Origin of the sequence: Microbacter sp. GSS18, from assembly GCA_029319145.1 — a bacterium.
Taxonomy (GTDB): Bacteria; Actinomycetota; Actinomycetes; order Actinomycetales; family Microbacteriaceae; genus Microbacterium.
This window is the reverse complement of record CP119753.1, coordinates 621,890-648,297: the sequence shown is the minus strand read 5'-3', so window position 1 is coordinate 648,297 and position 26,408 is coordinate 621,890. Positions and strand designations below refer to the sequence as shown.

Below are 26,408 nucleotides of genomic sequence, written 5' to 3'. Positions count from 1 at the left end.
CTACGGGTAGACGGGGGCGCTGCCGTTCGCGGCGTCGATGATGCGCGCCACCATCTGGTCGGACGTGGTGTTCTCGCCCGGACGATTGGGCTTGCCCAGTCCGTGATAGTCGCTCGAGCCGGTGACGATGAGGTCGCGCTCGCGCACCAGCCGGCGCAGCGTTCGCACGCCGGCGGCGTGGTTGTCGCGATGGTCGAGCTCGAACCCGGCGAGACCCGCATCGAGCATCCGCGACAGCAGCGACGCCGGCGGCACGCCCACGCGGCCGGCGGGATGGGCGACGATCGCGACGCCGCCTGCGCCGACGACCGCCTCGACCGCGGTGACCGGATCCGGGGCGTAGAGCTCGACGTAGTACCGGCCGCGCGGATGGAGGATGCCCGCGAACGCGTCGGCGCGATCGCGCGCGAATCCGCGTGCGACCAGGGCGTCGGCGATGTGCGGCCGGCCCACCGTGGCGCCGTCGACGGTATGGGCGACGATGTCCTCCCACGCGAGGTCGAAGTCGAGCGAGATGCGGTCCGCGATCAGTCGCGCGCGATCCAGGCGCGAGGACCGGATGCGGCCCGTCATCCGCCGCAATGCCGGGTCGTCGGGGTCGAAGAGGTACGCGAGCAGATGCACGCTGCGCCACTCCTGCCGCGACGACAGCTCCATGCCCGGCAGCAGGGTCATCCCGAGCGACCCGGCGGCCTCGGCCGCCTCGGCCCATCCGGCGGTCGTGTCGTGGTCGGTCAGCGACACCGTCCGAAGGCCATGGCGGTGCGCCGCGGCCATCACCTGCGCGGGCGGCTCGGTGCCGTCGGACTGCGTCGAATGCAGGTGAAGGTCGCTCGGACCCTGGAACCGATGCGTTGCCGACACGGCACGAGCGTAGCGCCCGATCCCACGCGCAGATCCGTGTCCGGCCGACATGCCCCGACCGGCATGTCCGCTGACGGATCTCCCAGCCACCTGACATAGAGTCGCGGTCGTGCTTCGCCTCGTGGGTGTCCTCCTCGCCGTGCTGTGGGCGATCGGCGCAGCCGTGCTGACGTGGCCGGGGTTCTTCCGTGTGGAGCGTCTGTGGCCGGTCGCGCAGATCGTCTCGTTCCGCGGGCTCCTGGTCGCCGCATTCGCCGCGGTCGCCGTCGTCGCGCTCCTGCTGGCGGTCGTGCGGCCCCTGCGCCGCTTCGCACTGTCGGTGGCGGCCGTGTCGGTCATCGCCGCCGTCGCCGGCACCGCGATCATGGCCGACCGGGGAATCGGAACGGACACACTGCCTGCCAAGACCGACGACAGCATCCGTGTCATGACATGGAACACGGCGGGCGAGGCCACGGCACCCGAGACGGTGGCCAAGATCGCCGTGGCCATGGATGCCGACATCGTCGCGCTTCCCGAGACGACGATCGAGAGCGGCGAGCAGGTCGCGATCGAGATGCGCGAGCTCGGGCAGCCGATGTGGGCGCACTACGCCGACTATCCCGACACCGAGTGGGATGCCGGCTCCACGACGCTGCTGATCGCGCCGGAGCTCGGCAACTACGCGGTCATCGAGGCCAGCCAGGCCGGGACGACGACCGTCCCCAGCGCGATCGCGATGCCGACCGACGGGAACGGGCCGATCGTCGTGGCCGCCCATGCCGTCGCGCCGCGGCGCAGCTACATGGCGGACTGGCGCGAGGATCTGCAGTGGCTCGCCGATCAGTGCGGCGACGCCAACGTGATCATGGCGGGCGACTTCAACGCCACCGTCGACCACATGGCAGGGCTGGGCGTGGACGGCGGCGCCCTGGGCCGCTGCCACGACGCCGCCGCCGAGACCGGCAACGGGTCGGTGGGGACGTGGTCGACCGAGGTGCCGTCGCTCGTGGGCGTGCCGATCGACCACATCATGGCGTCGCACCACTGGATCGCGACCGGATCGATCGTCCTGCGCTCGCACGACGACGCGGGCTCGGATCACCGCCCGCTGATCGTGCAGCTCGAGCCCGCCGCCTGAGCGTCCTCCCCGGCTCGCGCGACGCCGACGTGGGAGACTGGACAGATGAGCACGACAGGCGACAGCGACACGATCGCTTCCACCGACTCCGAGCGACCCTCGACGAGCACCAACCGCCGCCAGCCGTACGGCCAGGGCTTCCTCGACACCATCTCGACGGGGTGGGCCGACCGGCCCGACAGCGTCCCGGCCCAGCGCGAGCAGGCCTCGTTCGCCGCGGCGCGTCGTGACGCCGTGTCCGCCGCCTTCCCGGGCCACCGCCTCGTGATCCCGGCGGGCTCGCTCAAGCAGCGCAGCAACGACACCGACTACCCCTTCCGCGCCCACTCGGCCTTCGCCCATCTGACGGGCTGGGCATCCGACGCCGAGCCGGACTCGGTCCTCGTCTTCGACCCCCGCGACGACGCGGGCCACGACGTCACCCTCTACTTCCGCGAGCGCGCCGACCGCACGACCGCGGAGTTCTACTCCAACGCGGCGATCGGCGAGTTCTGGATCGGCCCCCGTCCCGCGCTGTCGGGCGTGGCATCCGATCTCGGCATCGCCACCGCGCACGTGGAGGACTTCGCCGCCGGCGAGCACGACCTGGTCGTGGACGAGGACCCCGACCTGACGCGGTTCGTGTCGGAGCTCCGACTGATCAAGGACGCCTACGAGATCGAGCAGATGCGCCTGGCCGTCGACGTCACGGCGCGCGGCTTCGACGACATCATCGCGAGCCTCGATCGCACCGTCGAGCACCCGCGCGGCGAGCGCATCGTCGAGGGCGTCTTCCATCTGCGCGCCCGCAGCGACGGCAATTCCGTCGGCTACGACACCATCGCCGCCTCCGGTCCGCACGCGTGCTACCTGCACTGGACGCGCAACGACGGCGCCGTGATGCCCGGCGACCTCATGCTCATCGACGCCGGCGTCGAGGTCGACAGCCTGTACACCGCCGACATCACGCGCACGCTTCCCGTCAGCGGCACGTTCACCGAAGTCCAGCGCAAGGTCTACGAGGCGGTGCGCGAGGCCGCCGACCACGCGTTCGCCGTTGCGAAGCCCGGCGTGCCGTTCCGCGCGGTGCACGCCGCGGCGATGGACGTCATCGCCGCGCGTGTGGCCGAGTGGGGTCTGCTGCCGGTCACGGCGGAGGAGGCCCTCGAAGCGGATGCCGGCGGACACCACCGCCGTTACATGGTGCACGGCACGAGCCACCACCTCGGCATCGACGTGCACGACTGCGCGCAGGCCCGGCGCGACATGTACTACGACGCCCCGCTCGAGCCGGGCATGGTGTTCACGATCGAGCCGGGGCTGTATTTCCAGATCGACGACCTCACCGTCCCCGAGGAGTACCGCGGCATCGGCGTGCGCATCGAGGACGACATCCTCATGACCGAGGACGGCCCGGTGAACCTCTCCGCAGACATCCCGCGCACGGCCGACGAGGTCGAGGCGTGGATCGCCCGACTGAAGAAGTGAGCTTCACCCCACCCGAGTCCTTCACGACGCGCCCGACGCTGACGGGCACGTTCGGCATGTCGGCGTCGACGCACTGGCTGGCGACGGCGAGCGCGCAGGCGATGCTCGAGCGCGGCGGCAACGCTTTCGACGCCGCCGTCGCGGGCGCGTTCGTGCTGCATGTCGTCGAGCCCCATCTGAACGGTCCTGGCGGCGACCTGGTGGGCCTGTTCGCGACCGCCGACGCCCCGGGCCGCCCTGTCGTGCTGATGGGCCAGGGCCCCGCCCCGGCGGGCGCGACGATCGAGCACTTCCGCCGTGAGGGTCTCGACCTCGTGCCGGGCGCCGGAGGCCTCGCCGCCGCGATCCCCGGTGCCGTCGACGCGTGGCTGCTGATGCTTCGGGACCACGGCTCGATGGAGCTCGCCGACGTGCTCGCCCCCGCGATCGGGTACGCGCGGGACGGCGCTCCCCTGCTGCCGACGACCGTCGCGACGATCACACGCGTCGCGGAGCTGTTCCGTGCGCACTGGCCGACGTCCGCAGACCTGTGGCTGCCTGACGGCGAGATCCCGAAGGCGGGCGACCTGCACCGCAACCCCGCCTACGCGGCCGTTCTCGATCGGCTGGTGGCGGCGGGAGCGGATGCCGACGACCGCTCTGCCCGCGTCGATGCGGCCCGCACCGAGTGGGCGACCGGGCTCGTGGCGCAGGCGGCATCCGCCTTCCTGGCACGACCGCACCGGCATTCCACCGGCGGCGATCACGCGGCCGTCATCTCCGCCGACGACTTCGCCGGCTTCCGCGCCGGCTACGAAGAGGCGGTGACGGCGACCTTCCGCGGCCACACCGTCGCGAAGGCGGGCGCGTGGTGCCAGGGGCCGTCGCTGCTGCAGGCGCTGCGGATCCTCGATCCGCTCCCGGACGAGCAGCTGGACGTGTCGACCGAGAACGGTGCCCACACGGTGCTCGAGACCATCAAGCTGGTGCTCGCCGATCGCGACGCGTACTTCGGCGACGGCGTGGATCTGCGTCCGCTCCTCGACGACGCGTATCTCGACGCGCGGCGGGCGCAGATCGGCGACAGCGCGTCGCGCGCGTGGCGGCCGGGATCGGTGCCGGGGCTCGACCCGTTCCGCCCGCCGCTGCGCCGCTCGGCCGACGAGGCCGTCTCGTTCGCGGGTGCAGGCGAGCCCACGGTCTCGCGCGAGGGTCACACGCGCGGCGACACGTGCCACATCGACGTCGTGGACCGCTGGGGCAACATCGTCTCGGTGACGCCGTCGGGCGGCTGGCTGCAGTCGAGCCCGACGATCCCCGAGCTCGGCTTCTGCCTCGGCACGCGGCTGCAGATGGCGTGGCTCGACGAGGCATCGCCGTCGGCGCTGCGTCCCGGCGCGCGCCCCCGCACGACGCTCACGCCGACGCTCGTGCTGCGCGACGACGCGGCGGTCATGGCCCTCGGGTCGCCGGGCGGCGACCAGCAGGACCAGTGGCAGCTGCCGATGCTGCTGCGGGTGCTCGCAGGCGGCTACACGGCGCAGGAGGCCATCGACGCCCCGACGCTGCACACCGTCGCCCTCGTCGACTCGTTCTGGCCGCGCACGTGGGAGCCCGCCGGCGCCGTCGTCGAGGACCGCCTCGGTGACGAGGTCGTCGAGGGGCTGAAGCGCCGCGGCCACGAGGTGGTGCGCGCGGGCGACTGGCGCCTGGGCCGGCTCTCCGCGGTCGGCATCGACCGCGAACGCGGCACGGTGTGGGCCGCCGCGAACCCGCGTGGCATGCAGGGGTACGCGGCCGGGCGGTAGACGGCCACCCGATCCGGGCGTATCAGGCGCCGTACGTCGCCCTCGCAGCAGACGAGCGGCGCGCGTCCGGTGCATTCACGGCGGGACCACGACATCGTCGAGGCGCTCCGCGCCCACGGCTCGTTCGCGCGCGAGCGGGACAAGGCGTCCGGCGGCGGCCTTCGCCCCGCCGCCGGAGGGAAGCGCATCTCGCGCCGCAGGCGCGTGCGAACGCGGATGTGTATTCGACAGGCTCTTCCTCGCTCTCCAGTGGTGAGACCCGGTGACTCCGGAGGTGTTCGGACCGTGAGCGAGAAGACGAAAGACGACATGACCGCGGGCGACCGCATCCGCGGCAATCCCCTCGTGAGCACGCTGCTCGCCGTCGGGGCGATCGTGAGCGTCGTGCTCGGCTTCTTCCAGCTGCGCGCGTGGATCTGGCCCGACGACGACGGCGATGTGGCGATCTTCGCCGCCGCCGAAGTCGGAGGATTCGTGTCGCTCGAGGAGTTCAACGCCTGGCAGGCCGGCGACACCGGCGACGATCCGCAGAGCGAGGGCGACGAGAGCCCGGCCATCGCCTCGGCCTCGTTCCATCTCGCGAGCGCGGTGACGACGGCGGCATCGGCCGGCGTCGAGCGCAGCGCCGTCATCGAGTGGGACGACGGCGATCCCGCCCCGTATACGAGCGAGATCACGGTGCCGGTGCCGGTGCCGGTGCCGCTGCCAGAACCGGAACCCGAACCGGAACCGACACCCGAGCCCGACGGTGAGGTTCCCCCGGCCGCGTCAGGCGGCTTCACCGTGATGGAGTTCGGCAACACGCTCAACGTGCGGTCGCTGCCGCAGTCGGGCGCGCCGATCAACGATCGGCTCTCCGGCGGCACCGCGCTTTCGGTGGTGTGCGTCGCCGTCGGCGCCGAGGTGGCGACGGCGGACGGCGACTCGAATGCGCACTGGTACCGCATCAGCGAGCCCGGCGGATACGTGTCGGCGGCCTTCGTCGACGTCTCGGCGGATGCCGCACCACCGGAGGAGTGCACGGAGATCAGGGAGATCGCGAAACCATCGACGCATCCGAACCCGAATCCGAACCCGAACCCGCCTGCGCCCGGCCCGACGGCCACCGGCGAGGAGATGGGCCGAGAAGTCACGATCAAGGCGGAGCTCGTGGGCCTGCGCGGCCGGCAGGTGGATCTGCAGTGGGAGATCGTCCGCATTGAAGACGCGCTCAACGGCACCGGCGTCTACGTGCTGGAGCCGGCGACCGAGAACGATCGCGTCAGCCTGACGCTGTGGTTCCCGCTGCTGGACGACCACCCCTCCTACGAGGTGCGGTTCTGGCTCCAGGACGGCGCGGACGGCTCCGGACTCCCCTACGACGAGACGCGGGTGACCGTCGAGGCCGACGGGTAGGGGTCGCCCTGCCGCCGGCCGGACGTCAGACTCCGACCGCCTCCGCCTCGGCTTCCGCCTCGCGTCGCATGGCCCACTCGTAGCGGTCGAGGCGGAAGCGGATGGAGAAGATCAGGAAGAAGATCAGCACGCCCATCGCCATCCACGGGCCGATCGTGCGCATCACCAGGAACTCGGATGCCGACGAGATCGACAGATGCCAGGCCTCCCAGCCGGCGATCACGAGTTCTGCGAGCGCCCACACGATCGTGACCTGGGCGGCGACGCGCCGGTACACGGGGTGCTCGACCGTCAGGTGCCGATAGGGCGTCACGAGCGGCATCAGGTACGACGCGACCGGCCGCCGCGTGAAGGCGGTCGCACCGACACCCAGCGCGATGACGGCGCTGAGGGCGATGCCGGCGCCGAAGTACACCACGTGCGACTGCGTGAGGACCCCCGCGATCGCCTTCACCACGACGTAGCCGAGGGTGACCGGCAGCAGGATCCCGATCCCCTGGCCGCGCAGCCGGCGGACGACGATGAGCGCGATCGTGACGGCGCTCGCGGCGACCATCGCAGGGATCAGTCCCAGCCGGCCGTCGACGAGGAGGAACACCGCCGTCGGGATCAGCGAGGTCAGCGCCGTGGCGAGACCGGGGCGGCGGATCGTGAGGGCGGGGCGCGACATGATGTCTTCTTCCGTGGATCGATGGGATGCCTCAGAGTCTCGTCCGGCGCATCGCGCCTGGCATCCACCGATCGGTGGACCGGGCATCCGACTTCCGTGCGAGCCGCGGGTTCCCCCGGTTCGCGAGATTCGTCCGAATCCGTGCGCTCGGGGTGTCCATCTGATCGACTGTTGTTCGTCACTTCGGTGAGGGGTCGCAGGGGGCGGCTCCCGTGACGAGAGGACACTCCCATGCAGTACATGCTTCTGCTCACCAGCGCTCCGGACGCGGGCCCGCAGCCCGGCAGCCCCGAGGAGGCCGCCGAGATGGGCGAATGGTTCGCATACGACGACATGCTCAAGGAGGCGGGGGTGTTCGTGTCGGGCGAGGCGCTGCATCCCGTCGACACCGCGACGACCGTACGCGTCCGGGACGGCGGCACGGTCGTCACCGACGGCCCGTTCGCCGAGACGAAGGAGTACCTGGGCGGCTACTACGTGATCGACGTCCCCGACCTGGACACCGCGATCTCGTATGCCGAGAAGGTGCCGAACATCGGCTACGGCTCGGTCGAGATCCGCGCCGTCCTGGACGTCTCGGCGATGGCCGGATAGGGATGCCGGACGCGGAGGTCGCCGAGGTCTTCGCCGCGCAGTGGCCACGCGTGGTCGCGACGCTGCGCGCCGATCTCGGCGACCTCGATCTCGCCGAGGATGCCGCGCAGCACGCGTTCGCGGCGGCATCCGAGCGATGGCCGGACGAGGGACCCCCGGACGTCCCGGGCGCCTGGCTGATCACGGTCGCACGCCGCTGGGCGATCGACCAGGCCCGCCGCGACATTCGCTGGGCGCAGCGCGAGGACGACGTGCGGACCGCGCTCGAGCTGCCGCAGCGCGAGCGCGGCGCGATCGCCGACGACCTGCTGGCGATGATCTTCGGATGCTGCCACCGCGCGCTCGACGAGTCCGCGCGCGTCGCACTCACGCTCCGCTACGCGGTCGGCCTACCGACGGCTGCCATCGCGAGATCCTTTCTGGTGCCGGAGGCGACGATGGCGAAGCGGCTCGTGCGGGCCAAGAAGAAGATCGCCGCGACGAACATCCCGTTCCAGGTGCCGGACCGCCCCCACCTGGCCGGATCGCTCCACGAGGTTCTGAGGATCGTCTACGTCATCTTCACGCAGGGTCACGCCGCACCCACCGGCGAGCTCATCAGAGGCGACCTGTGCGACGAGGCGCGCTGGCTGGCCGGCTGCCTGTGCGAGCTGCTGCCGGACGAACCCGAGACGTGGGGGCTCGCGGCCCTGCTCGCCTTCACCGACGCGCGACGTCCGGCGCGCCTGGACGCCGACGGCGAGGTGGTTCTCCTCTCGGAGCAGGACCGGTCGCTGTGGGACGCCGACGCGATCGCCGACGGGCGGCGGCTGCTGCGGCGGGCGCTGAGTCATCGCCGCATCGGGCCGTACCAGCTCCAGGCGGCGATCGCCGGCGCTCACGACGACGCACCGACGTTCGACGAGACCGACTGGGCGACGATAAGACGCCTGTACGCCGTGCTCGCGAAACTCGAGCCGTCGCCTGTCATCCGGCTCAACGAAGCCGTCGCCGCGTCGCTCGCCGAAGGCGGCGAAGCCGGGCTGGCGCTGCTCGAGCCGCTCGCGGAGCCCCTGGACGGCTATCACTACTTCCATCTCGCGCGCGGCGACATGCTCGCTCAGACCGGTGACCGCGATGCTGCACGGCGGGCGTTCGACCGCGCCCTCGACAGCTGCGACAGCGACGCCGAGCGCCGCGCGATCCGCCGGGTCGCCGCCGAGCGGCTCGGAGTCCAGCGCTAGTCGCTCGAGAAGTCGATGATCGGCGTCCCCGCGCCCTCGATCGCGTCGATGACGTACTGGTCGGGGTACGGGTAGATCACGTAGGAGTGCGTGAGGAGCCCGTCGTCGTCGTGGTCGTCGATCTGCACCCCGATGAGCTGGAAGTCGTTGCCGGCCGCGTTGGTGCCGTACCAGATCCACAGTCCCCCGCTCTGCGCCCCGTCGGGAGAGACCCAGTCGTGGATCACGTCGATGCGGGAGTCCATCTCTCCGCTGTACAGCGTCTGGTACCACGCCTGCTGCATCCCCACGCCGTCGTGGTAAGCGTCGTCGTACATCTGCGCATTCGACGTCGCCAGCTCTCCCAGCATCGCCACGACCTCGTCCTCCGTCCCGAACGCCTCGGGATCGTCGAGGATCGCCCGCACCTGCGCGGTGACCTCCACGCTCTTGTCGTATCTGACGGCATCCGCATCGATCTGCGCCTGCAGCGCATCCCGCTCCGCCGTGACCTGCTCCAGCTGCGCCGCGAGCTCGGAGTCGCCCGCCGCGCAGCCGGTGACGCCGCCGGCCAGTGCGAGCGCCGAGACCAGGGCGACGATGGCGCGTGACCTGCCGGACATGGCGCCTCACCCCTTCCGCTTCTTCGCTATCCGGATACCACTGTCCTCTTCGAGAGCGCGCGGAACAGAGTCGAAGGTCACGTCGTGACAGAGCGACGCGAGACCGCGGAAGCGGACGTCAGCGCGCGCGCATCCAGTCTGCGACCAGCGGCGCGAGCTCCTCCGCCACGACGTCCGCCGGGCGCTTGCGACCCGCGACCTCGAAGGAGTGGCCGCCGCCATCGATCCAGGCGATCGATGCGTCCTGGCACGCTGCCACGGCCTCGATCAGCTGCTCGTGCGGATCGACGAACGGATCGCGCGTGCCCTCGACGAACAGCTGCCGCGGCGTCACCGAGGGCAGGTGCTCGAGGCGCGGCTTCTCGGGCTTGCCCGGCGGATGCAGCGGATAGCCGAGGTAGATCAGCCCGCGGGGCTCGATCAGGCCCTCGGCGGCGGCCATCGACGCCATGCGCCCGCCGTAGGACTTGCCCGCGGCCCACATCGGCTCCGGTGACAGACCCGCGGCGGCTTCGGCCGCCGCCGCCCATGTGCGCATCGCATGGGCCGCGGGACCCGGCATGCGCCTGCCCGACTCGACGTACGGGAAGTTGAAGCGCAGCGTCGACACCCCGGCCGACCGCATGCCGCGGGCGAAGCCGACCATGAACGCGTGGTCGAACCCGGCGCCGGCGCCATGCGCGATCGCGAGCGTCGCCCAGGCATCCTCAGCGGGCTCGAACGCCGCCGAGACCTCGGCCCGGCCGTTCGGCAGGTCGACGCCCAGCCGAAGGGCGTCGCTTTCGCTCATCGGGAGCCGGTCTCGCCGTCGCGCGGCTCGGTGACGGGAGCCTCGCCCGAACCCTCGGAACCGGACTCGGGTGCGGGCTGCGCGGGTGCGATGCGCTCGCCGTACTTGGGCGGCTCAGCCGGCGCGGGCGGCGATGCCGCGGTCTGGGGCGGAGCGACGGGCTGCGCCTGCGCGGGCGCCGCCTGCGGACGGGCCGGGGGTGCACCGGTCACGCCGAGCACCTGGCGGGCCTTGTGGTAGCTGTCGGCGGTGACCGTGACGTCGTAGTGGTCGGCGATGACCTGCGTCACCGAAGCGAAGTCGCGGCGGCGGCGCACCAGGGCGTACGTGATGATGCTCATGAGCATGCCGATCGCGATGCCGACGAACAGCACGCCGACGAATGCCTGAATGGGCACCGACGGGCTCCCGATCACCAGGATCGCCGAGAAGAACAGCCCCAGCAGCAGACCGTTGATGGCTCCCGAGCGCGCGGCCGAGGCGTAGCCCAGACGCCCGGTGATGCGTTCGACCGACCGCAGGCCCATCCCCACGATCGCGATGTGGCGAGCCGGGACCTCGGCGGCGATGAGCGCCGACACCGCCTTCTGCGCGCCCTCGTAGCTCGGGTAGTTGGCGACGGTCTCGCCGACCTCGCCCTTGCCCTGCGGAAAGCGTCCGCCCATCATGGTCATCTCCCCATCCTCGCACGCTCCACCCGGCTACTCTGTGAGTGTGAGCACGCAGAGGGTTTTCGTCGCGCGCCTGACCGGTACCACGGTCTTCGATCCCTCGGGCGATCGGGTGGGGAAGGTGCGCGACGTCGTCGTCATCTACCGACGAGATGATCCGCCGCGCGTCGTCGGGCTCGTCGTCGAGATCCCCGGCAGGCGCAACGTGTTCCTCTCCATCGGCCGCGTGACCTCGATCGCCACAGGACAGGTCATCACGACGGGACTGATCAACGTGCGCCGCTTCGAGCAGCGCGGCGGCGAGGTGCGCGTGATCGCCGAGCTGCTCGGCCGCAAGGTGTTCCTGCGCGACGGCTCCGGCGAAGCCGTCATCGAAGACGTCGCCATCGAGCGCAGCCGGCTCGGCGAATGGGACATCGGGCAGCTCTTCCTGCGGCGCCCGAAGACCAGCCCGTCGCCGTTCGCGAAGGGCCCCACGACCTTCGCCGGCTGGAACGACGTGCGCGAGGACCAGTCGTCGGGAGAGGCGCAGTCCGCCGAGCAGCTGGTCGCCACGTACTCCGAGCTCAAGGCCGCCGACCTCGCCAACACCCTGCTCGACCTCCCCGAGGACCGGCTGCTCGAGGTCGCCGAGGAGCTTCCCGACGATCGCCTCGCCGATGCGCTCGAAGAGATGCCCGAGGACGAGCAGATCCACATCCTTGAGCAGCTGGGCGACGAGCGCGCCGCCGACATCCTCGACGCGATGGAGCCCGACGACGCCGCCGACCTGCTGGGGCAGCTGCCCGAGGGCCGCCTGGAGCAGCTCCTCGAGCTCATGGAGCCCGAAGAGGCCGAGGACGTGCGCGAGCTGCTGAAGTACGAGCCCGACACCGCGGGCGGTCTCATGACGAGCGAGCCGATCATCCTGCCCGCCGACGCGACCGTGGCCGAGGCCCTCGCGCTCATCCGGCGCCATGAGATGCACCCCGCGCTGGCGGCATCCGTGTTCATCACCCTGCCGCCCTACGAGACCCCCACCGGACGGTTCCTCGGCACGGTGCACTTCCAGCGGATGCTGCGCTACCCGCCCCATGAGCGGATCGGCGCGATCATCGACGAGACGCTCGAGCCCGTGGCCGCGACCGCGAGCGCCGCCGAGGTCGCCCGGCGCCTGGCCAGCTACGATCTCGTGCTGCTCCCCGTCGTCGACACCGGGCACCGGCTCGTCGGCGCCGTCTCGGTGGACGACGTGCTCGACTACCTGCTGCCCGAGGACTGGCGCTCGCATGACGCGCATCGCGACGCCTCGCCGGCCACGACGGTCAACCCGGTGGTGCGCTGATGGCACGACAGCCCCGACAGCCCTCGCTCGACGCGCCCCGCGGGCGCAGCGGCGTGCTGGGTCCGCGCCCGCCGCGCCGATCGCGCGACCGCTTTGGACGGTTCACCGAGTGGATCGCCCGCAACATGGGGACGCCGGCGTTCCTTCTCGCGCTGACGGTGTTCTGCGCATCGTGGATCGCCTGGAACACGCTGGCGCCGGAGGCATGGCGCTTCGACTCCGCGGCGTTCGGTTTCACAGCGCTCACGCTCGTGCTGTCGCTGCAGGCGTCGTACGCCGCGCCGCTCATCCTGCTCGCGCAGAACCGGCAGGACGACCGCGACCGCGTTCAGATCGAGCAGGACCGCCAGCGCGCCGAGCGCAACCTCGCCGACACCGAATACCTGGCGCGCGAGGTCGTGGCGCTGCGCATGGCGGTCACCGAGTACCAGAGCGAGGCGATCACTCGCGACGTGCTGCGCGCCGAACTGTCGCGCATGCTCGACCGCCTCGACGAGTCCCCGGGCGAGGACGGCGAACGGACATCGGCCTCGTGAGCACGGCCGACGCCGTGCGCCGCGCCGTGGGCGCGGTCGCGGACCCCGAACTGCGGCGTCCCCTCGCCGACCTCGACATGCTGCGCGACATCACGGTGTCGGGCTCGGTCGCCCACGTCGGCGTCGCCTTGACGATCGTCGGGTGCCCGGCATCGGACCGCATCAGTCGTGACGTGCGCGAGGCGGCGCTTTCGGTTCAGGGCGTCGACGAGGTCGACCTCGAGCTCAGCGTGATGACGCCCGCCGAGCGCGCCGCGCTCACCGAGAAGCTGCGCGATGGCCGGGCGCCTCGCCAGATGCCCTTCGGGCCCGACAGCCTGACGCGCGTCATCGCGGTGACCAGCGGCAAGGGCGGCGTCGGCAAGTCGACCGTCACCGCCAACCTCGCCGTCGCGCTCGCCGAGCGGGGCCTGGCGGTGGGCCTCATCGATGCCGACGTCCACGGCTTCTCGATCCCCGCGCTGCTGGGCCTTACCGACGAAGACGGCGCAGCGCCGCAGCCCACGCGCATCGACGACCTCATGCTTCCGCCGGTGGCACACGGCGTGAAGACCATCTCGATCGGGATGTTCCTGCGCCGCGGCGACGCCGACGGCCCCCTCGGGGCGGTCGCATGGCGCGGCCCGATGCTGCACCGCACGGTGCAGCAGTTCCTCACCGACGTGTTCTTCGGCGACCTCGACGTGCTGCTGCTCGACATGCCGCCGGGGACCGGCGACGTCGCGATCTCGGTCGGACAGCTGCTGCCCCACGCCGACGTTCTCGTGGTGACGACGCCGCAGACCGCGGCCTCGGACGTCGCGGTGCGCTCTGGCCTGGTCGCGCGCCAGACGGGCCAGCGGGTCGTGGGTGTCGTCGAGAACATGGCCGCGATGACCATGCCCGACGGCACCGTGCTCGACCTTTTCGGCGCGGGCGGCGGCCAGGCGGTGGCCGAGGCGCTGAGCACCGACGACGAGGACGTCCCGCTCGTCGCGTCGATCCCGCTCAGCCCCGCGCTCCGGCAGGACGCCGACGCCGGGGTGCCGGCGGTCGGCGCGCATCCCGACGACGCCGCCTCCGTGGCGATCGGGCAGATCGCCGACCACATCGTGCGCACGCGACGCGGGCTCACCGGTCGCCCGCTGCCGATGCGGCCCGCGTGAACGCCGGCCGCAGCGGAGGTCAGGTCGCTTCGGAGTCGAAGGGCGGGTACTTCTCGGCCGTGGGCTCCTCGGCGACCGGCGGTCCCGCGAACGGCGACGCGACCGGTGCCGACAGCGCGGTCGTGGTCACGGCGGCCGCCTGCGCGGCACGGACGGTCGGAGTCGGGGCGTCGTCGAGGAGCGCCTCGCGGATGATCCGCCGCGGGTCGTACTGTCGCGGGTCGAGCGTGCGCCAATCGACGTCGTCGAAGTCCTCGCCCATCTCATCCTTGACCCGGGTCTTGGCGGAGTTGACCCAGTCGCGCACCTGCTTCGTGAAGCGCGCCAGCGACTCTGCGGCACGCGGCAGGCGCTCGGGACCGATGACGAACGCTGCGACGAGGGCGATCAGCAGCAGCTTCTCGATCGTGAGGCCGAAGAACATGTGTTCAGGTTACCGCCGCGCCGGACCGGTTCCGACACGCGGGCGTCGTAGGCTGACGGCGGAGGAATGATGTCCGAGCACGATGCCAACCGACGATTCGCCGCCGAGGCGACCGTCGAGCCCGAGCACATCGCCCGCGCGCGGGCGCACGCTCTCGAGCTGGGCGCGGCGCCGATCAGCGCCGAGGTCGGTGCGCAGTGCGCCCTGATCGCGGCGGTCGGACGCTCGCTCCACATCGTCGAGATCGGCACCGGCGCCGGCGTCTCGGGCCTGTGGCTCATGCGCGGGTCGCCGCGGGCGACGCTGACGACGATCGACAGCGAACCCGAGCACCTCGCAGCCGCGCGCCGGGCCTTCGCCGAGGCCAAGGTGCCACCGGCGCGGGCGCGGTTCATCACCGGCCGCGCCGCGGACGTCCTGCCGCGCATGAATGAGGCGTCGTACGACATCGTCCTGGTCGACGCCGACCCCGCCGGCGTCATCGAGTACGTCGAGCACGGCCTGCGCCTCGTGCGCCCCGGCGGCACCGTGCTGGTGCCGCGGGTGCTCGCCGGCGGCGCCGTCGCCGATCCGGTCAAGCGCGACCCGGTGGTCAGCGCCTACCGCTCGCTCATCCAGGAGACGCAGGCCTCCCCCGCCGTCATCGGCGCGCTGTCGATCGTCGGCGAGGGTCTGCTGCAGCTGACGACCGTCGAGGGCGACTGACACACGCCACGGCCGCCCGCGCAAAAGGAGAGCGGCCGGTCGAACGACCGGCCGCTTCAGAATGCGATGCGACTCACGCGGGGGTGACCACGCCGCCGAGTACGTCGTAGAGCTCCTTGGCCTCAGCGTCGTTCACCGAGACGACGAGGCGGCCGCCGCCTTCCAGCGGCACACGCACGATGATGAGGCGCCCCTCCTTCACTGCCTCCATCGGCCCGTCTCCGGTTCGCGGCTTCATGGCTGCCATTGCGGCTCCTTTACATCGGGTGTCAGCCTGACAAGTTTATAGCGCGTCCGGGACCAGGGATAATCCTCCCTCGCTCCTGGGGATGAGCCCGCTCCCCGATCAGGGGATCTGCCAGTACATGCTGGCGAGCGCATACATGTTGTAGATCCACCACCACTGACCGATCAGGCACGCGGCCAGGACCCCGGCGCGCCACCACGGCGACCTCGGCACCGCCGCCGCTCCCCACAGCGGCGACAGCGGCACCAGGAGCCGGAAGACGCTGGACTGCGGGAAGAAGACCGCAAGCAGGTACACGATGTAGCTCGCGCTCCACAGTCTCACTTCGGGGCCGAGCGCCCTGACGGCCGGAACGACCAACAGCAGCGCAGCGATCGCCACGACGCCGATGCCGAGCGCCGCGTAGGCGGTCGCCTCGGGCAGGCCCCACAGGCGGAACCACATGGCCGCCCCCTCGACGAAGCCGCTGAACGGCACGAAGTGGTCGCTCGAGTCGATCCAGCCGCGGCGCCACGCCAGCTCGGTGTCGAGGTAGGCCCCCGCATCGCCGGTCGCCACCGCCGCGATCACCTGCCAGGAGAACCCCACGATCGTCGCCAGCGCGCCGAGGGCCACGATGTGCACGATCTGGCGCGGCGGGAGCGGATCGCGCCGACGCGTGAACCAGCGATGGATGCCGTACAGCCCCAGGAACAGCGCGAAGGCGAGGATTCCGGGCCGGGTGTAGCCCATCACGACGATGAGGGGGTACACCCACGCGAAACGACGTCGCATGACGGCCCACAGGGCGAGGAACAGCAGCAGCAGGAACAGCGACTCGGCATAGCCGACGTGGAAGAGGGCCGCCAGCGGCCCCGCCGAGAAGAACACGACGGCCCACAGCGCAGCGGTGTCGCCGATGCGCCGGCGCAGCAGGGCGAAGAGCACGAGGCACGCACCGTACCCGGCTGCGAGCGAGACCACGACGGCGCCGACCAGCCACGAGCCGAACGGCGCGCCGACGGCCGAAGACAGGTACGGGTAGACGGGCATGAACGCCCACTGATTGGTCGCGACGAACCCGTCCTCGGTGAGCGGCAGCTCGGCGGGGTAGCCGACGGCCGCGATGTAGGCGTACCACGCCGCATCCCATCCGCCCAGGAGCGCACCCAGATCGGCGTCCTCGCCGAACCGCGACGACGCCGTCGACAGGTTCGCCGCCAGCAGCAGGAAGCCGGTCGTGATCAGGCGCGCGACGAGGTAGATCGCTGCGACGCGCGCCCACGTCGGCACTCGATGGTGCTCGCCGACCGGGACCGCGTCGGAGGTCAGGTCAGCCACGCGCGGAGTCCGCGCTCGACGGCCTCGATCTGCGAGAGCGGAACGCGCTCCTCATCGTGGTGGGCCAGGTGCGGGTCGCCGGGGCCGTAGTTGACCGCCGGGACGCCCAGAGCGCTGAACCGGGCGACGTCGGTCCAGCCGTACTTCGGCTGGGGCACGGCCCCCACGGCCGCGACGAAGTCCTGCGCGAGCGGCGCGTCCATGCCCGGCCGCGCCCCGGGCGACAGGTCGGTGATCTCGACGTCGAAGCCCGCGAACACGTCCCGCACGTGGGCGGTCGCCTCGTCGCCGTCACGACTGGGCGCGAAGCGGTAGTTCACCTCCACCTCGCACGCGTCGGGGATGACATTCCCCGCGACGCCGCCCGAGATGCGCACCGCGTTGAGCCCCTCCCGGTAGACGAGCCCCTCGACCTCGACGTCGCGCGGCCGGTACTCCGACAGTCGCGCCAGGATCGGCGCGGCCTTGTGGATGGCGTTCTCGCCGATCCACGCGCGGGCGCTGTGGGCACGGATGCCGTCGGTGCGCACGACCGCGCGCAGCGTGCCGTTGCAGCCGCCCTCGACCTGGCCGTTCGAGGGCTCGCCGAGAATCGCGAAGTCCGCGTCGAAGAGGTCGGGCCGCGCGGCCGCCACCCGACCCAGGCCGTTCTTCGCCGCTTCGACCTCCTCATGGTCGTACCACATCCACGTGATGTCGACACGGGGGTCGGCGAGCTCGGCGGCGAGCTTGAGCTGCACGGCCACCCCCGCCTTCATGTCGACGGTGCCCCGGCCCCACAGGAAGGGCTCGCCCTCCACCTCGATGTCGCGGGTCGGGACGTTCCCGTTGATCGGCACGGTGTCGATGTGACCCGCGATCACGACGCGCTGGGCACGGCCCAGCATCGTGCGCGCGACGATCGTGTCGCCGTCGCGGTGCACGTCCAGATGGGGCAGATCGGCGAGGGCCTCGGCGATGGCATCCGCGAGCGCGGTCTCGTCATCCGAGACGCTCGGGATGTCGCAGATCGCGCGGGTGAGATCGACGGACGATGCGGACAGGTCGAGCTGCGGCATCCCCCGAGTCTACCGACGCCTGTCGCACAGCCCGTTCGGCGCCGACGGGGCGGCTATCGTGGACGGGTGAACGAAGAGCGATGGATCTGGGGCGTGGGCCTGGCCACGACGACCGCAGACGGAACGGTCCTGGACACGTGGTACCCCGAGGTCGGTGCAGGCCGCGTACCGCTCGGGTTCGACCAGTCGAAGCCGCCCGCCGACCTCGAACGCCTCGCTGTGGCCGATCCCCGGCGCGGGGTCGAGGTTCAGGTCGTCACCGTCGAGGCCGATCTGGAAGCAGCGCCGGCGTCGACGCCCGACGCCTATTTGCGCCTGCACGCTCTGTCGCACCGCGTCGTCGAGCCGAACGGCCTCAACCTGGACGGCATCTTCGGGCACCTCCCCAACGTCGCCTGGACGAACGCCGGTCCGGTCCACCCGGATGATCTGACGCGCCTGCGCCCGATGCTGCAGCGCGAGGGGATCCAGGTGCAGGGTCTGGACAAGTTCCCGCGACTGCTGGACTACGTCACGCCCGCGGGAGTGCGCATCGCCGACGCGTCGCGCGTCCGGCTCGGCGCCTATCTCTCCCCCGGCACGACCGTGATGCACGAGGGCTTCGTGAACTTCAACGCCGGCACGCTGGGCGCATCGATGGTCGAGGGCCGCATCTCGCAGGGCGTCGTCGTCGGCGACGGCAGCGACATCGGCGGCGGAGCGTCCATCATGGGCACGCTCTCCGGCGGCGGCACGCACAAGGTCGCGATCGGCGCGCGCACGCTGCTGGGCGCGAACGCCGGCGTCGGCATCTCGCTCGGCGACGACTGCGTCGTCGAGGCAGGCCTGTACGTCACGGCGGGGTCCAAGATCGTGCTCGCCGGCGAGCCGCCGGCGGCGGACGGCACCCGTCCGACCGTCAAGGGAGCCGAGCTGTCGGGCCTGAACGGCATCCTGTTCCGCCGCAACTCGATCACGGGCGCGATCGAGGCCGTTCCTCGCGCCGGCGTGGGGGTCACCCTGAACGAGGCCCTGCACGCCTAGAGTCGAGTCATCCACGGCGAGGGAGCGATCATGACGCAGGAGTCGAAGCGGAAGCGGGTCCCCAAGCAGCTGTACAAGAAGGAGATCAAGCGCCTGCAGGCCGAGCTGGTCGACCTGCAGGCGTGGGTGCAGCACACGGGCGCGCGCATCGTGGTCATCTTCGAGGGCCGGGATGCCGCCGGCAAGGGCTCGACGATCAAGCGGGTGTCCGCCTACATGAACCCGCGCGTCACGCGCATCGTCGCCCTCCCCGCACCCACCGAGCGCGAGCGCACGCAGTGGTACTTCCAGCGCTACATCCCGCATCTCCCGGCCGCCGGCGAGATCGTGCTGATGGACCGCTCGTGGTACAACCGAGCCGGTGTGGAGCACGTCATGGGCTTCTGCACCAACGCCGAGTACCACCGGTTCCTGCATCAGGCCCCCATCTTCGAGCGGATGCTCGTCGAGGACGGAGTGCTGCTGCTGAAGTACTGGTTCAGCGTCTCGGATGTGGAGCAGGAGGCGCGGTTCCTCTCGCGCGCCCAGGACCCCATGCGCCGGTGGAAGCTGAGCCCGAACGACGTCATGTCGATCACGAAGTGGGAGGACTACTCCCGTGCGAAGGACACGATGTTCGTGCACACCGACATCCCCGAGGCGCCCTGGTTCGAGGTCGACAACGAGGACAAGCGGCGCGGCCGGATCAACATGATGTCCCATCTGGTCGCGCAGGTCCCGTGGAAGCGGATCGAGCGCGACGAGGTCGTCATCCCGCCGCGGCCGCCGGGCGGCGGCTACGAGCGGCCGCCGCGCGACCTCACCACGCAGGTGCCCGACGTGGCCGCGGAGCTGGAGCAGCAGGCCGCCGAGGACTGAGGCGCGCCCGGCACGGCCCGTCGCGCCGGCTCAGGCGACGCCGGGGTAGTTGCGCTCCGGCGCTCCCGTGTACAGCTGCTGAGGACGGCCGATCTTCGTCTGCGGGTCATGCTGCATCTCGCGCCAGTGGGCGAGCCAGCCCGGGAGGCGGCCGATCGCGAACAGGACGGTGAACATGCGGGTCGGGAAGCCCATCGCCTTGTAGATGACGCCGGTGTAGAAGTCGACGTTCGGGTACAGGCGACGCTCCTTGAAGTAGTCGTCGTTGAGTGCGATCTCCTCGAGCTCCTTGGCAAGCTCCAGCAGGGGATCGTGGACGCCCAGCTCGGAGAGGATCTCGTCGGCCGACTCCTTGACCAGGCGCGCACGCGGGTCGTAGTTCTTGTAGACCCGGTGTCCGAAGCCCATGAGCTTCACGCCGTCTTCCTTGTTCTTCACGCGCTCGACGAAGCGCTGGACGCTCTCGCCGGAGTCGCGGATGCGGGCCAGCATGTCGAGCACGGCCTCGTTGGCGCCGCCGTGCAGCGGACCGTACAGCGCGTTGATGCCGGCCGAGATGGACGAGAACTGGTTGGCCCCGGTCGAGCCGACCAGCCGCACCGTGGAGGTCGAGGCGTTCTGCTCATGGTCCTCGTGGAGGATCAGCAGGCGCTCGAGGGCACGCGACATCACGGGGTTGATGTCGTAGGGCTCGCTGAGTACGCCGAAGTTCAGCTTGAGGAAGTTGTCGACGAAGCTGAGGCCGTTGTCGGGGTACAGGAACGCCTGGCCGACGCTCTTCTTGTGGGCGTAGGCGGCGATCACCGGGAGCTTGGCGAGCATGCGGATCGTGTTCAGCTCGACCTGCTCGGGGTTGGCGGGGTCCGACTCGTGCTCGTAGTAGGTCGAGAGTGCCGCCGTGGCCGACGACAGCACCGACATCGGGTGGGCGGTGTGGGGCAGGCCCGAGAAGAACTGCTTGAGGTCCTCGTGCAGCAGCGTGTGGCGGCGCACGCGGTGGTCGAACTCGGCGAGCTGGTCGACGGTGGGCAGCTCGCCGTAGATGAGCAGCCACGCGACCTCGAGGTAGCTCGAGTGCTTCGCGAGCTGCTCGATCGGGTAACCGCGATAGCGCAGGATGCCCTTGTCGCCGTCGATGAACGTCACGGCCGACTTCGTCGCCGACGTGTTCACGAAGCCGTAGTCCAGCGTGGTGTAGCCGGTCTGGCGGGTCAGGGTCGCGATGTCGATGCTCGGGATACCGTCCACGCCGCGCAGCACCGGGAATTCGGCTGTCTTCCCTCCGACGTCGAGGGTGGCCTTCTCCTGCTGGGTGCCCGCTTCGCTCACGGCGCCTCCTCGCGATGTCTGGTCGTCCAGGGTCTTCGTCCGCCCGCTGCCGCAGGGTCACCGCGACCGGGGGGATCGGCACGGGAAGCCCGTCGCCGCTTTACAGCCTAGTGCGCGTCCAGACCAACTGCCGACACGACCAAGGCATCTGTGGATCGACTGGAGGATTCCTCCGACATCCGCTCAGCGGGCGCGAAGGCGGCGTGCGGCGGTGTCGATGCGCTCGTCGGTCGCCGTCAGCGACAGCCGGATGTGCTCGGTGAAGTGCGCGCCGTAGAAGTGACCCGGACCGGCGAGGATCCCGAGGTCGGCGAGCCGCCCGAGCGACTCCCACGCATCCCGCCCCTCGGTCGCCCACAGGTACAGCCCGCCCTCGCTGCAGTCGATGCGGAACCCCGCCGCCTCCACCGCGGGACGCAGGACCTCGCGTCGGCGCCGGTAGAGCTCCTTCTGCGCCGCGACGTGGTCGTCGTCGCCGAGGGCGACGGTCATGGCGTGCTGGACCGGCGCCGGCAGCATGAGCCCGAGATGCTTGCGGCCGGTGAGCAGCCGCGTCACGAGCGCGGCGTCGCCGGCGAGGAAGGCCGCCCGGTACCCGGCCAGATTCGACTGCTTGCTCAGGGAGTACACCGACAGCAGGCCGGAGTGGTCGTCGCCGCTGGCCCGGGTGTCGAGCACCGACGGCACCGGCTCGGAGTCCCACGGCGCATCCCAGCCGAGCTCGGCGTAGCACTCGTCGGAGGCGAGCACGGCGCCGATCTCGCGGGCGCGGGCCGCCGCCGCCGCGAGGCTCTCGGCATCCCACACCCGTCCGTCGGGGTTGCCGGGCGAGTTGATCCAGACGAGTCGGGCGGTCTCGGGCCACTCGGCCGGATCGTCGGCGGCCAGCGGGATCGCACCGACCAGTCGCGCCCCCACCTCGTACGTCGGGTAGGCCGCGCGCGGATGCACGACGACATCGCCCGGGCGAAGGTCCAGCAGCAGGGGAAGCAGCGCGACGAGCTCCTTCGAGCCGACCGTCGGCAGCACCTGCGCCGGCGTCAGGCCCGTCACGCCGCGCCGCCGCGCATACCAGTCGACGATGGCCTGGCGCAGGGCCGGCGTGCCCATCGTCTGCGGATACGCGTGCGCGTCAGTGGCCGCCCGAAGGGCCTCGGCCACGACCGCGGGCGTGGGATCGACCGGCGACCCGATCGACAGGTCGACGATGCCGTCCGGATGCGAGCGGGCGCGCTGCGCGTACGGTGCGACGGCATCCCACGGGTAGTCGGCGAGGTCCGCGACGCCCATCAGGCCACCCCGCTCGAGAGCTGTGTCACGCGTCCTGCGGGGGCAGCGCGTCGATCACCGGGTGATCCTTGTGGATCACGCCGACCTTGGCCGCACCGCCGGGCGAGCCGACCTCTTCGAAGAACTCGACGTTGGCCTTGTAGTAGTCCTGCCACTCGTCGGGGAGGTCGTCCTCGTAGTAGATCGCCTCGACCGGGCAGACCGGTTCGCAGGCGCCGCAGTCCACGCACTCGTCGGGGTGGATGTACAGCATCCGATCCCCTTCGTAGATGCAGTCCACCGGGCATTCGTCGATGCAGGCACGGTCTTTGACATCCACACAGGGGAGAGCGATCACGTACGTCACGGGAGTCAGTCTAGTTGCCCTGACGGGCCGGGATGCGCTCGGGCCACGCTACTGTTACGGCGACGAGTAACGGAACGGCCAGCGTCCACACCAGCGCGAGCGTGTTCTGCGGCACCACCACGGAGCCGCCCGGGCCCTCGCCCGAAAACAGCAGCGTGGTGCCCATCATTCCCAGTCCCGCGGCCAGCGCGGCCCACCGGTCGGCGGCGAGCAGCCGCACCGCGAGCAGCAGCGCGGCGGATCCGATCACGGCGAGGACGAGGCCCAGCGGGAACCAGCCGATCAGGTACGAGTGCGCGATGGTTCCGGCGACGCCGTACACGGCGCCCACGATCAGCGAGACGGCCCAGGTCGCATAGCGGGCCCACGAGGTTGTCACCGCGACAGTCTAGGCCGCCGAAGCGCGCCGTCCGCCTCAGGCGGCCCAGCCCCACAGCCGCAGCAGCGCGGCGACGATGGCCGCCGCGGCGACGACGACGAGGAACGGGGCGCGGGCGACGAGCAGCCCCGCGGCGACCAGGACGGCCGGGATCCGCGCGTCCAGCACGACGGACTGTCCCGCGCCGAGCGTCTGCACCGCCACGAGGGCGGCCAGAAGCGCCACGGTGAGCAGATCGGCGGTGCGCGCCGGCCGGGGCGCCTCGAGCACGCGCGGCGGCACGAGGTACCCCAGCGTCTTGAGCGCGACCGCGAGGATCGAGGCGATCAGCACGGCGTTCCACTGCGTCACGGCAGTCCCTCCCGCTCGGGCACATCCTCGGGCTCGGGCGGAGGCCGCTCGTCCCGTCCGAGCCAGTTCGTCCAGCCCACGACGATCGCGACCACCGCGGCGACGAGAACGGGGATGCCGGGCATCATGACCGGCGTGAGGACGGTCGCCACGACGGCGGCCGCCGCCCCGACGACGATCGGCTGACGCTGCCGCAGCCGCGGCCACAGCAGCGCGAGGAAGGCCGCGGCCGCCGCGGCGTCGAGTCCGTAGGCCCGCGGGTCGCCGAGCACGTCGCCCAGCAGCGCGCCCGCCAGCGTGGAGATGTTCCAGCCGACGTAGATGCCGATGCCGGTCACCCAGAACCCGATGAGGCGGGCCCGCCGCGAAGTCTGCGCCAGCGAGACCGCGGTGGACTCGTCGATCGTGAAGTGCGCTGCCGCCGCTCGACGCCACAGCCCCGTGCCGATCACGGGCGACATGCGCATGCCGTAGGCGATGTTGCGCACGCCGAGCAGCGTCGCCGAGGCGATCGCCGCCGGGATCGCCGCGATGCCGCCCGCGCCGATGACACCGGCGAACGCGAACTGCGAGCCGCCGGTGAACATCAGCAGGCTCAGCACGCATGTCTGCCATACGTCCAGGCCCGCCGCGACCGCGAGCGCTCCGAACGACACGCCGTACGCGCTCGTGGCCAGCGCCACGCCCAGCCCGTCGCGCCACGCGCGCCGCCGATGGGCGGCATCCGCGTCGTCGAAGTCGGGCACGGCGGTCACCCGCCGAGCCTACTGCGACGGCATCCCACGGCAGTCATGTCCCACTTCTGGCCGCCCGCGGCTGGGCCGCGCGGCCGAAATCGGGACATTGCGCCCGGCCGGCAGTCGCCCGGGCGGGTGACAGAACAGGCATGTCCCACTTCTGGTCGCCTGCGGCTGGGCCGCGCGACCAGAAGTGGGACATCATCCTCACCGGTCGAGCGGGAGGATCAGGCGTTGGCGTCCTGGCGCTTGAGGCGCGATGCCGCGCGACCGCGCTCGGTCTGGTCGAGGATCACCTTGCGGATGCGGACCTTCTCGGGCGTCACTTCGACACACTCGTCCTCGCGCGCGAACTCGAGGCTCTCCTCAAGCGACAGCTGGCGCGGCGGAGTGAGCTTCTCGAGCTCGTCGGCGGTCGACGAGCGCATGTTGGTGAGCTTCTTCTCCTTGGTGATGTTGACGTCCATGTCGTCGGAGCGCGTGTTCTCGCCGACGACCATGCCCTCGTACACCTCTTCGGTGGGCTGGACGAAGAAGCTCATGCGCTCCTGCAGCGCCATCATCGCGAACGGCGTCACCACACCGGCGCGGTCGGCGACGATCGAGCCGTTCTGGCGAGCGACGATGTGGCCGGCCCAGTCGTCGTAGCCGTGCGAGATCGCGTTGGCGATGCCGGTTCCGCGGGTGACCGAGAGGAACTCGGTGCGGAAGCCGATGAGGCCGCGCGAGGGCACGATGAACTCCATGCGCACCCAGCCGGTGCCGTGGTTGACCATCGTCTCCATGCGGCCCTTGCGTGCGGCCAGCAGCTGGGTGATGGCCCCGAGGTACTCCTCCGGCGCGTCGACGGTCAGGTGCTCGAACGGCTCCTGGACCTTGCCGTCCTCGCCCTTGCGCGTGACGACCTGCGGCTTGCCGACGGTGAGCTCGAAGCCCTCGCGGCGCATGTTCTCGACGAGGATCGCCAGCGCCAGCTCGCCGCGGCCCTGCACCTCCCACGCGTCGGGACGCCCGATGTCGACGACCTTGAGCGAGACGTTGCCGATGAGCTCGCGATCGAGGCGGTCCTTGACCATGCGGGCGGTGACCTTGTGGCCCTTGACCTTGCCGACCAGCGGCGACGTGTTCGTGCCGATCGTCATCGAGATCGCGGGGTCGTCGACCGTGATCGCCTTGAGCGGACGCACGTCCTCGGGGTCTGCGATGGTCTCGCCGATCGTGATGTCCTCGATGCCGGCGATCGCGACGATGTCGCCGGGGCCGGCCGACTCGGCCGGGTAGCGCTCGAGCGCGCGGGTCTTCAGCAGCTCGGTGATGCGGGCGTTCGTGTGCGTGCCGTCGTGGCGCACCCACGCCACCGTCTGCCCCTTCTTGAGCGTGCCGTTGAACACGCGCAGCAGCGCGAGACGGCCGAGGAACGGGCTCGAGTCGAGGTTGGTCACCCACGCCTGAAGCGGCGCCTCGTCGTCGTAGGTCGGGGCCGGGACGTGCTCGAGGATCGCCTGGAACAGCGGCTCGAGGTCGTCGTTGTCGGGCAGCTCGCCGTTCGCGGGACGCGTGCGGGAAGCCGCGCCGGCACGACCCGACGCGTACACGACGGGCACGTCGAGCAGGGCGTCGATGTCGAGGTCGGGCACGTCCTCGTGCAGGTCGGACGCGAGGCCCAGCAGCAGGTCGTGCGCCTCCTCCTCGACCTCGGCGATGCGTGCGTCGGGGCGATCGGTCTTATTGACCAGGAGGATCACGGGGAGCTTGGCCTCGAGCGCCTTGCGCAGCACGAAGCGGGTCTGCGGCAGGGGGCCCTCGCTGGCGTCGACGAGCAGCACGACGCCGTCGACCATCGACAGGCCGCGCTCGACCTCGCCGCCGAAGTCGGCGTGGCCCGGGGTGTCGATGACGTTGATCGTCACCGGGATGTCGGTGTGGGCGCCGTCGTAGGTGATCGCGGTGTTCTTCGCGAGGATCGTGATGCCCTTCTCGCGCTCGAGGTCGTTCGAGTCCATGGCGCGCTCGTCGACGTGGGCGTGCTCGCCGAACGAGCCGGTCTGCCGGAGCATGGCGTCGACGAGCGTCGTCTTGCCGTGGTCGACGTGCGCGACGATCGCGACGTTGCGGAGGTCAGGGCGGAGGGCGCGCGCCATGTGAGGGTCCTT

At 71.1% G+C, this 26,408-nt stretch carries 28 protein-coding genes; 12 read left to right on the top strand and 16 right to left on the bottom strand.

Annotated elements, in window-relative coordinates; translation table 11 throughout:
• The gene (locus P0L94_03015; GenBank protein ID WES65053.1) at window positions 1–864 is read right to left on the bottom strand and encodes a PHP domain-containing protein; all 864 of its coding nucleotides are present in this window, start codon (window positions 862–864) and stop codon (window positions 1–3) included.
• A 109-nt stretch (window positions 865–973) separates the two neighbouring features.
• On the opposite strand from P0L94_03015, the gene P0L94_03010 reads away from it, so the two are divergent.
• The 4 genes from P0L94_03010 (at window position 974) to P0L94_02995 (ending at window position 6,633) form a co-directional block, all read left to right on the top strand.
• Window positions 974–1,984 (top strand): endonuclease/exonuclease/phosphatase family protein, encoded by a 1,011-nt coding sequence (locus tag P0L94_03010; GenBank protein WES65052.1) that lies wholly within the window; start codon window positions 974–976, stop codon window positions 1,982–1,984.
• 45 nt (window positions 1,985–2,029) lie between these two features.
• Window positions 2,030–3,451 (top strand): aminopeptidase P family protein, encoded by a 1,422-nt coding sequence (locus tag P0L94_03005; protein WES65051.1) that lies wholly within the window; start codon window positions 2,030–2,032, stop codon window positions 3,449–3,451.
• On the top strand, window positions 3,448–5,238 hold the full coding sequence (locus P0L94_03000; protein WES65050.1) for a gamma-glutamyltransferase: 1,791 nt from the start codon (window positions 3,448–3,450) through the stop codon (window positions 5,236–5,238). The genes P0L94_03005 and P0L94_03000 overlap by 4 nt, the downstream gene beginning before the upstream one ends.
• 285 nt (window positions 5,239–5,523) lie before the next feature.
• Window positions 5,524–6,633 carry a hypothetical protein gene (locus P0L94_02995; protein ID WES65049.1) on the top strand — a complete coding sequence of 370 codons (1,110 nt, stop codon included), beginning with the start codon at window positions 5,524–5,526 and terminating at the stop codon, window positions 6,631–6,633.
• A 25-nt stretch (window positions 6,634–6,658) separates the two neighbouring features.
• On the opposite strand, the gene P0L94_02990 is transcribed toward P0L94_02995, so the two are convergent.
• Window positions 6,659–7,303: a hypothetical protein gene (locus tag P0L94_02990; protein ID WES65048.1), complete on the bottom strand. Its 645-nt coding sequence runs from the start codon at window positions 7,301–7,303 to the stop codon at window positions 6,659–6,661.
• A 231-nt stretch (window positions 7,304–7,534) separates the two neighbouring features.
• Here P0L94_02990 and P0L94_02985 point away from each other — a divergent pair, with 231 nt between their 5' ends.
• A complete protein-coding gene (locus P0L94_02985) occupies window positions 7,535–7,897 on the top strand; it encodes a YciI family protein (protein ID WES65047.1) in 363 nt (120 codons plus the stop codon).
• A 2-nt stretch (window positions 7,898–7,899) separates the two neighbouring features.
• Window positions 7,900–9,120: a sigma factor-like helix-turn-helix DNA-binding protein gene (locus P0L94_02980; GenBank protein WES65046.1), complete on the top strand. Its 1,221-nt coding sequence runs from the start codon at window positions 7,900–7,902 to the stop codon at window positions 9,118–9,120.
• On the opposite strand, the gene P0L94_02975 is transcribed toward P0L94_02980, so the two are convergent.
• The 3 genes from P0L94_02975 to P0L94_02965 form a co-directional block, all read right to left on the bottom strand.
• The gene (locus P0L94_02975; protein ID WES65045.1) at window positions 9,117–9,722 is read right to left on the bottom strand and encodes a hypothetical protein; all 606 of its coding nucleotides are present in this window, start codon (window positions 9,720–9,722) and stop codon (window positions 9,117–9,119) included. The genes P0L94_02980 and P0L94_02975 overlap by 4 nt on opposite strands.
• A 118-nt stretch (window positions 9,723–9,840) precedes the next feature.
• On the bottom strand, window positions 9,841–10,512 hold the full coding sequence (locus tag P0L94_02970) for a hypothetical protein (GenBank protein ID WES65044.1): 672 nt from the start codon (window positions 10,510–10,512) through the stop codon (window positions 9,841–9,843).
• Window positions 10,509–11,186, bottom strand: coding sequence for a hypothetical protein (locus P0L94_02965; GenBank protein WES65043.1), 678 nt, complete (start codon window positions 11,184–11,186; stop codon window positions 10,509–10,511). Before P0L94_02965 ends, P0L94_02970 begins: the two co-directional genes overlap by 4 nt.
• Before the next feature lie 40 nt (window positions 11,187–11,226).
• Here P0L94_02965 and P0L94_02960 point away from each other — a divergent pair, with 40 nt between their 5' ends.
• The 3 genes from P0L94_02960 to P0L94_02950 are packed head-to-tail and all read left to right on the top strand — an operon-like array spanning window position 11,227 to window position 14,188.
• Window positions 11,227–12,507 carry a CBS domain-containing protein gene (locus P0L94_02960; protein WES65042.1) on the top strand — a complete coding sequence of 427 codons (1,281 nt, stop codon included), beginning with the start codon at window positions 11,227–11,229 and terminating at the stop codon, window positions 12,505–12,507.
• Window positions 12,507–13,043, top strand: a complete 537-nt coding sequence (locus P0L94_02955; protein ID WES65041.1) for a DUF1003 domain-containing protein — start codon at window positions 12,507–12,509, stop codon at window positions 13,041–13,043. The genes P0L94_02960 and P0L94_02955 overlap by 1 nt, the downstream gene beginning before the upstream one ends.
• Window positions 13,040–14,188 (top strand): Mrp/NBP35 family ATP-binding protein, encoded by a 1,149-nt coding sequence (locus P0L94_02950; protein WES65040.1) that lies wholly within the window; start codon window positions 13,040–13,042, stop codon window positions 14,186–14,188. Before P0L94_02955 ends, P0L94_02950 begins: the two co-directional genes overlap by 4 nt.
• A 19-nt stretch (window positions 14,189–14,207) precedes the next feature.
• Here the strand turns inward: P0L94_02950 and P0L94_02945 are convergent, their stop codons facing one another.
• Window positions 14,208–14,612 (bottom strand): hypothetical protein, encoded by a 405-nt coding sequence (locus P0L94_02945; protein WES65039.1) that lies wholly within the window; start codon window positions 14,610–14,612, stop codon window positions 14,208–14,210.
• 69 nt (window positions 14,613–14,681) lie between these two features.
• Between P0L94_02945 and P0L94_02940 the strand changes: the two genes are divergently transcribed.
• Complete coding sequence (locus tag P0L94_02940; protein WES65038.1) at window positions 14,682–15,317, top strand: class I SAM-dependent methyltransferase; 636 nt, start codon at window positions 14,682–14,684, stop codon at window positions 15,315–15,317.
• 73 nt (window positions 15,318–15,390) lie between these two features.
• Here the strand turns inward: P0L94_02940 and P0L94_02935 are convergent, their stop codons facing one another.
• The 3 genes from P0L94_02935 to dapE all read right to left on the bottom strand — a co-directional run bounded on the left by P0L94_02935 (window position 15,391) and on the right by dapE (window position 17,942).
• On the bottom strand, window positions 15,391–15,564 hold the full coding sequence (locus P0L94_02935; GenBank protein ID WES65037.1) for a DUF3117 domain-containing protein: 174 nt from the start codon (window positions 15,562–15,564) through the stop codon (window positions 15,391–15,393).
• A 99-nt stretch (window positions 15,565–15,663) separates the two neighbouring features.
• Window positions 15,664–16,884 (bottom strand): hypothetical protein, encoded by a 1,221-nt coding sequence (locus P0L94_02930; GenBank protein WES65036.1) that lies wholly within the window; start codon window positions 16,882–16,884, stop codon window positions 15,664–15,666.
• Window positions 16,872–17,942: a succinyl-diaminopimelate desuccinylase gene (gene dapE / locus P0L94_02925; GenBank protein ID WES65035.1), complete on the bottom strand. Its 1,071-nt coding sequence runs from the start codon at window positions 17,940–17,942 to the stop codon at window positions 16,872–16,874. The genes P0L94_02930 and dapE overlap by 13 nt, the downstream gene beginning before the upstream one ends.
• A 66-nt stretch (window positions 17,943–18,008) precedes the next feature.
• Between dapE and dapD the strand changes: the two genes are divergently transcribed.
• Window positions 18,009–18,965, top strand: coding sequence for a 2,3,4,5-tetrahydropyridine-2,6-dicarboxylate N-succinyltransferase (gene dapD / locus P0L94_02920; GenBank protein ID WES65034.1), 957 nt, complete (start codon window positions 18,009–18,011; stop codon window positions 18,963–18,965).
• Window positions 18,966–18,995: 30 nt separating this feature from the next.
• Window positions 18,996–19,823, top strand: a complete 828-nt coding sequence (gene ppk2, locus P0L94_02915; protein WES65033.1) for a polyphosphate kinase 2 — start codon at window positions 18,996–18,998, stop codon at window positions 19,821–19,823.
• Between the two features lie 30 nt (window positions 19,824–19,853).
• Here the strand turns inward: ppk2 and P0L94_02910 are convergent, their stop codons facing one another.
• The 7 genes from P0L94_02910 to typA all read right to left on the bottom strand — a co-directional run bounded on the left by P0L94_02910 (window position 19,854) and on the right by typA (window position 26,396).
• On the bottom strand, window positions 19,854–21,152 hold the full coding sequence (locus P0L94_02910) for a citrate synthase (GenBank protein WES65032.1): 1,299 nt from the start codon (window positions 21,150–21,152) through the stop codon (window positions 19,854–19,856).
• Between the two features lie 183 nt (window positions 21,153–21,335).
• A complete protein-coding gene (gene dapC, locus P0L94_02905) occupies window positions 21,336–22,442 on the bottom strand; it encodes a succinyldiaminopimelate transaminase (protein ID WES65031.1) in 1,107 nt (368 codons plus the stop codon).
• Between the two features lie 25 nt (window positions 22,443–22,467).
• Window positions 22,468–22,788, bottom strand: a complete 321-nt coding sequence (locus tag P0L94_02900; GenBank protein WES65030.1) for a ferredoxin family protein — start codon at window positions 22,786–22,788, stop codon at window positions 22,468–22,470.
• Window positions 22,789–22,798: 10 nt separating this feature from the next.
• Window positions 22,799–23,167 (bottom strand): DUF6113 family protein, encoded by a 369-nt coding sequence (locus P0L94_02895; protein ID WES65029.1) that lies wholly within the window; start codon window positions 23,165–23,167, stop codon window positions 22,799–22,801.
• A 36-nt stretch (window positions 23,168–23,203) separates the two neighbouring features.
• Window positions 23,204–23,518: a hypothetical protein gene (locus P0L94_02890; GenBank protein ID WES65028.1), complete on the bottom strand. Its 315-nt coding sequence runs from the start codon at window positions 23,516–23,518 to the stop codon at window positions 23,204–23,206.
• Window positions 23,515–24,273 (bottom strand): AzlC family ABC transporter permease, encoded by a 759-nt coding sequence (locus P0L94_02885; protein WES65027.1) that lies wholly within the window; start codon window positions 24,271–24,273, stop codon window positions 23,515–23,517. The genes P0L94_02890 and P0L94_02885 overlap by 4 nt, the downstream gene beginning before the upstream one ends.
• 209 nt (window positions 24,274–24,482) lie before the next feature.
• Window positions 24,483–26,396: a translational GTPase TypA gene (typA, locus tag P0L94_02880; GenBank protein WES65026.1), complete on the bottom strand. Its 1,914-nt coding sequence runs from the start codon at window positions 26,394–26,396 to the stop codon at window positions 24,483–24,485.
• Window positions 26,397–26,408: the final 12 nt, after the last annotated feature.

Coding starts and splice junctions, on each gene's coding strand:
- P0L94_03005 (WES65051.1), top strand. CDS start 2,030: ATGAGCACGACAGGCGACAGCGACACGATCGCTTCCACCGACTCCGAG.
- P0L94_02990 (WES65048.1), bottom strand. CDS start 7,303: ATGTCGCGCCCCGCCCTCACGATCCGCCGCCCCGGTCTCGCCACGGCG.
- P0L94_02985 (WES65047.1), top strand. CDS start 7,535: ATGCAGTACATGCTTCTGCTCACCAGCGCTCCGGACGCGGGCCCGCAG.
- P0L94_02980 (WES65046.1), top strand. CDS start 7,900: ATGCCGGACGCGGAGGTCGCCGAGGTCTTCGCCGCGCAGTGGCCACGC.
- P0L94_02975 (WES65045.1), bottom strand. CDS start 9,722: ATGTCCGGCAGGTCACGCGCCATCGTCGCCCTGGTCTCGGCGCTCGCA.
- P0L94_02970 (WES65044.1), bottom strand. CDS start 10,512: ATGAGCGAAAGCGACGCCCTTCGGCTGGGCGTCGACCTGCCGAACGGC.
- P0L94_02965 (WES65043.1), bottom strand. CDS start 11,186: ATGACCATGATGGGCGGACGCTTTCCGCAGGGCAAGGGCGAGGTCGGC.
- P0L94_02955 (WES65041.1), top strand. CDS start 12,507: ATGGCACGACAGCCCCGACAGCCCTCGCTCGACGCGCCCCGCGGGCGC.
- P0L94_02945 (WES65039.1), bottom strand. CDS start 14,612: ATGTTCTTCGGCCTCACGATCGAGAAGCTGCTGCTGATCGCCCTCGTC.
- P0L94_02940 (WES65038.1), top strand. CDS start 14,682: ATGTCCGAGCACGATGCCAACCGACGATTCGCCGCCGAGGCGACCGTC.
- P0L94_02935 (WES65037.1), bottom strand. CDS start 15,564: ATGGCAGCCATGAAGCCGCGAACCGGAGACGGGCCGATGGAGGCAGTG.
- dapE (WES65035.1), bottom strand. CDS start 17,942: ATGCCGCAGCTCGACCTGTCCGCATCGTCCGTCGATCTCACCCGCGCG.
- ppk2 (WES65033.1), top strand. CDS start 18,996: ATGACGCAGGAGTCGAAGCGGAAGCGGGTCCCCAAGCAGCTGTACAAG.
- dapC (WES65031.1), bottom strand. CDS start 22,442: ATGGGCGTCGCGGACCTCGCCGACTACCCGTGGGATGCCGTCGCACCG.
- typA (WES65026.1), bottom strand. CDS start 26,396: ATGGCGCGCGCCCTCCGCCCTGACCTCCGCAACGTCGCGATCGTCGCG.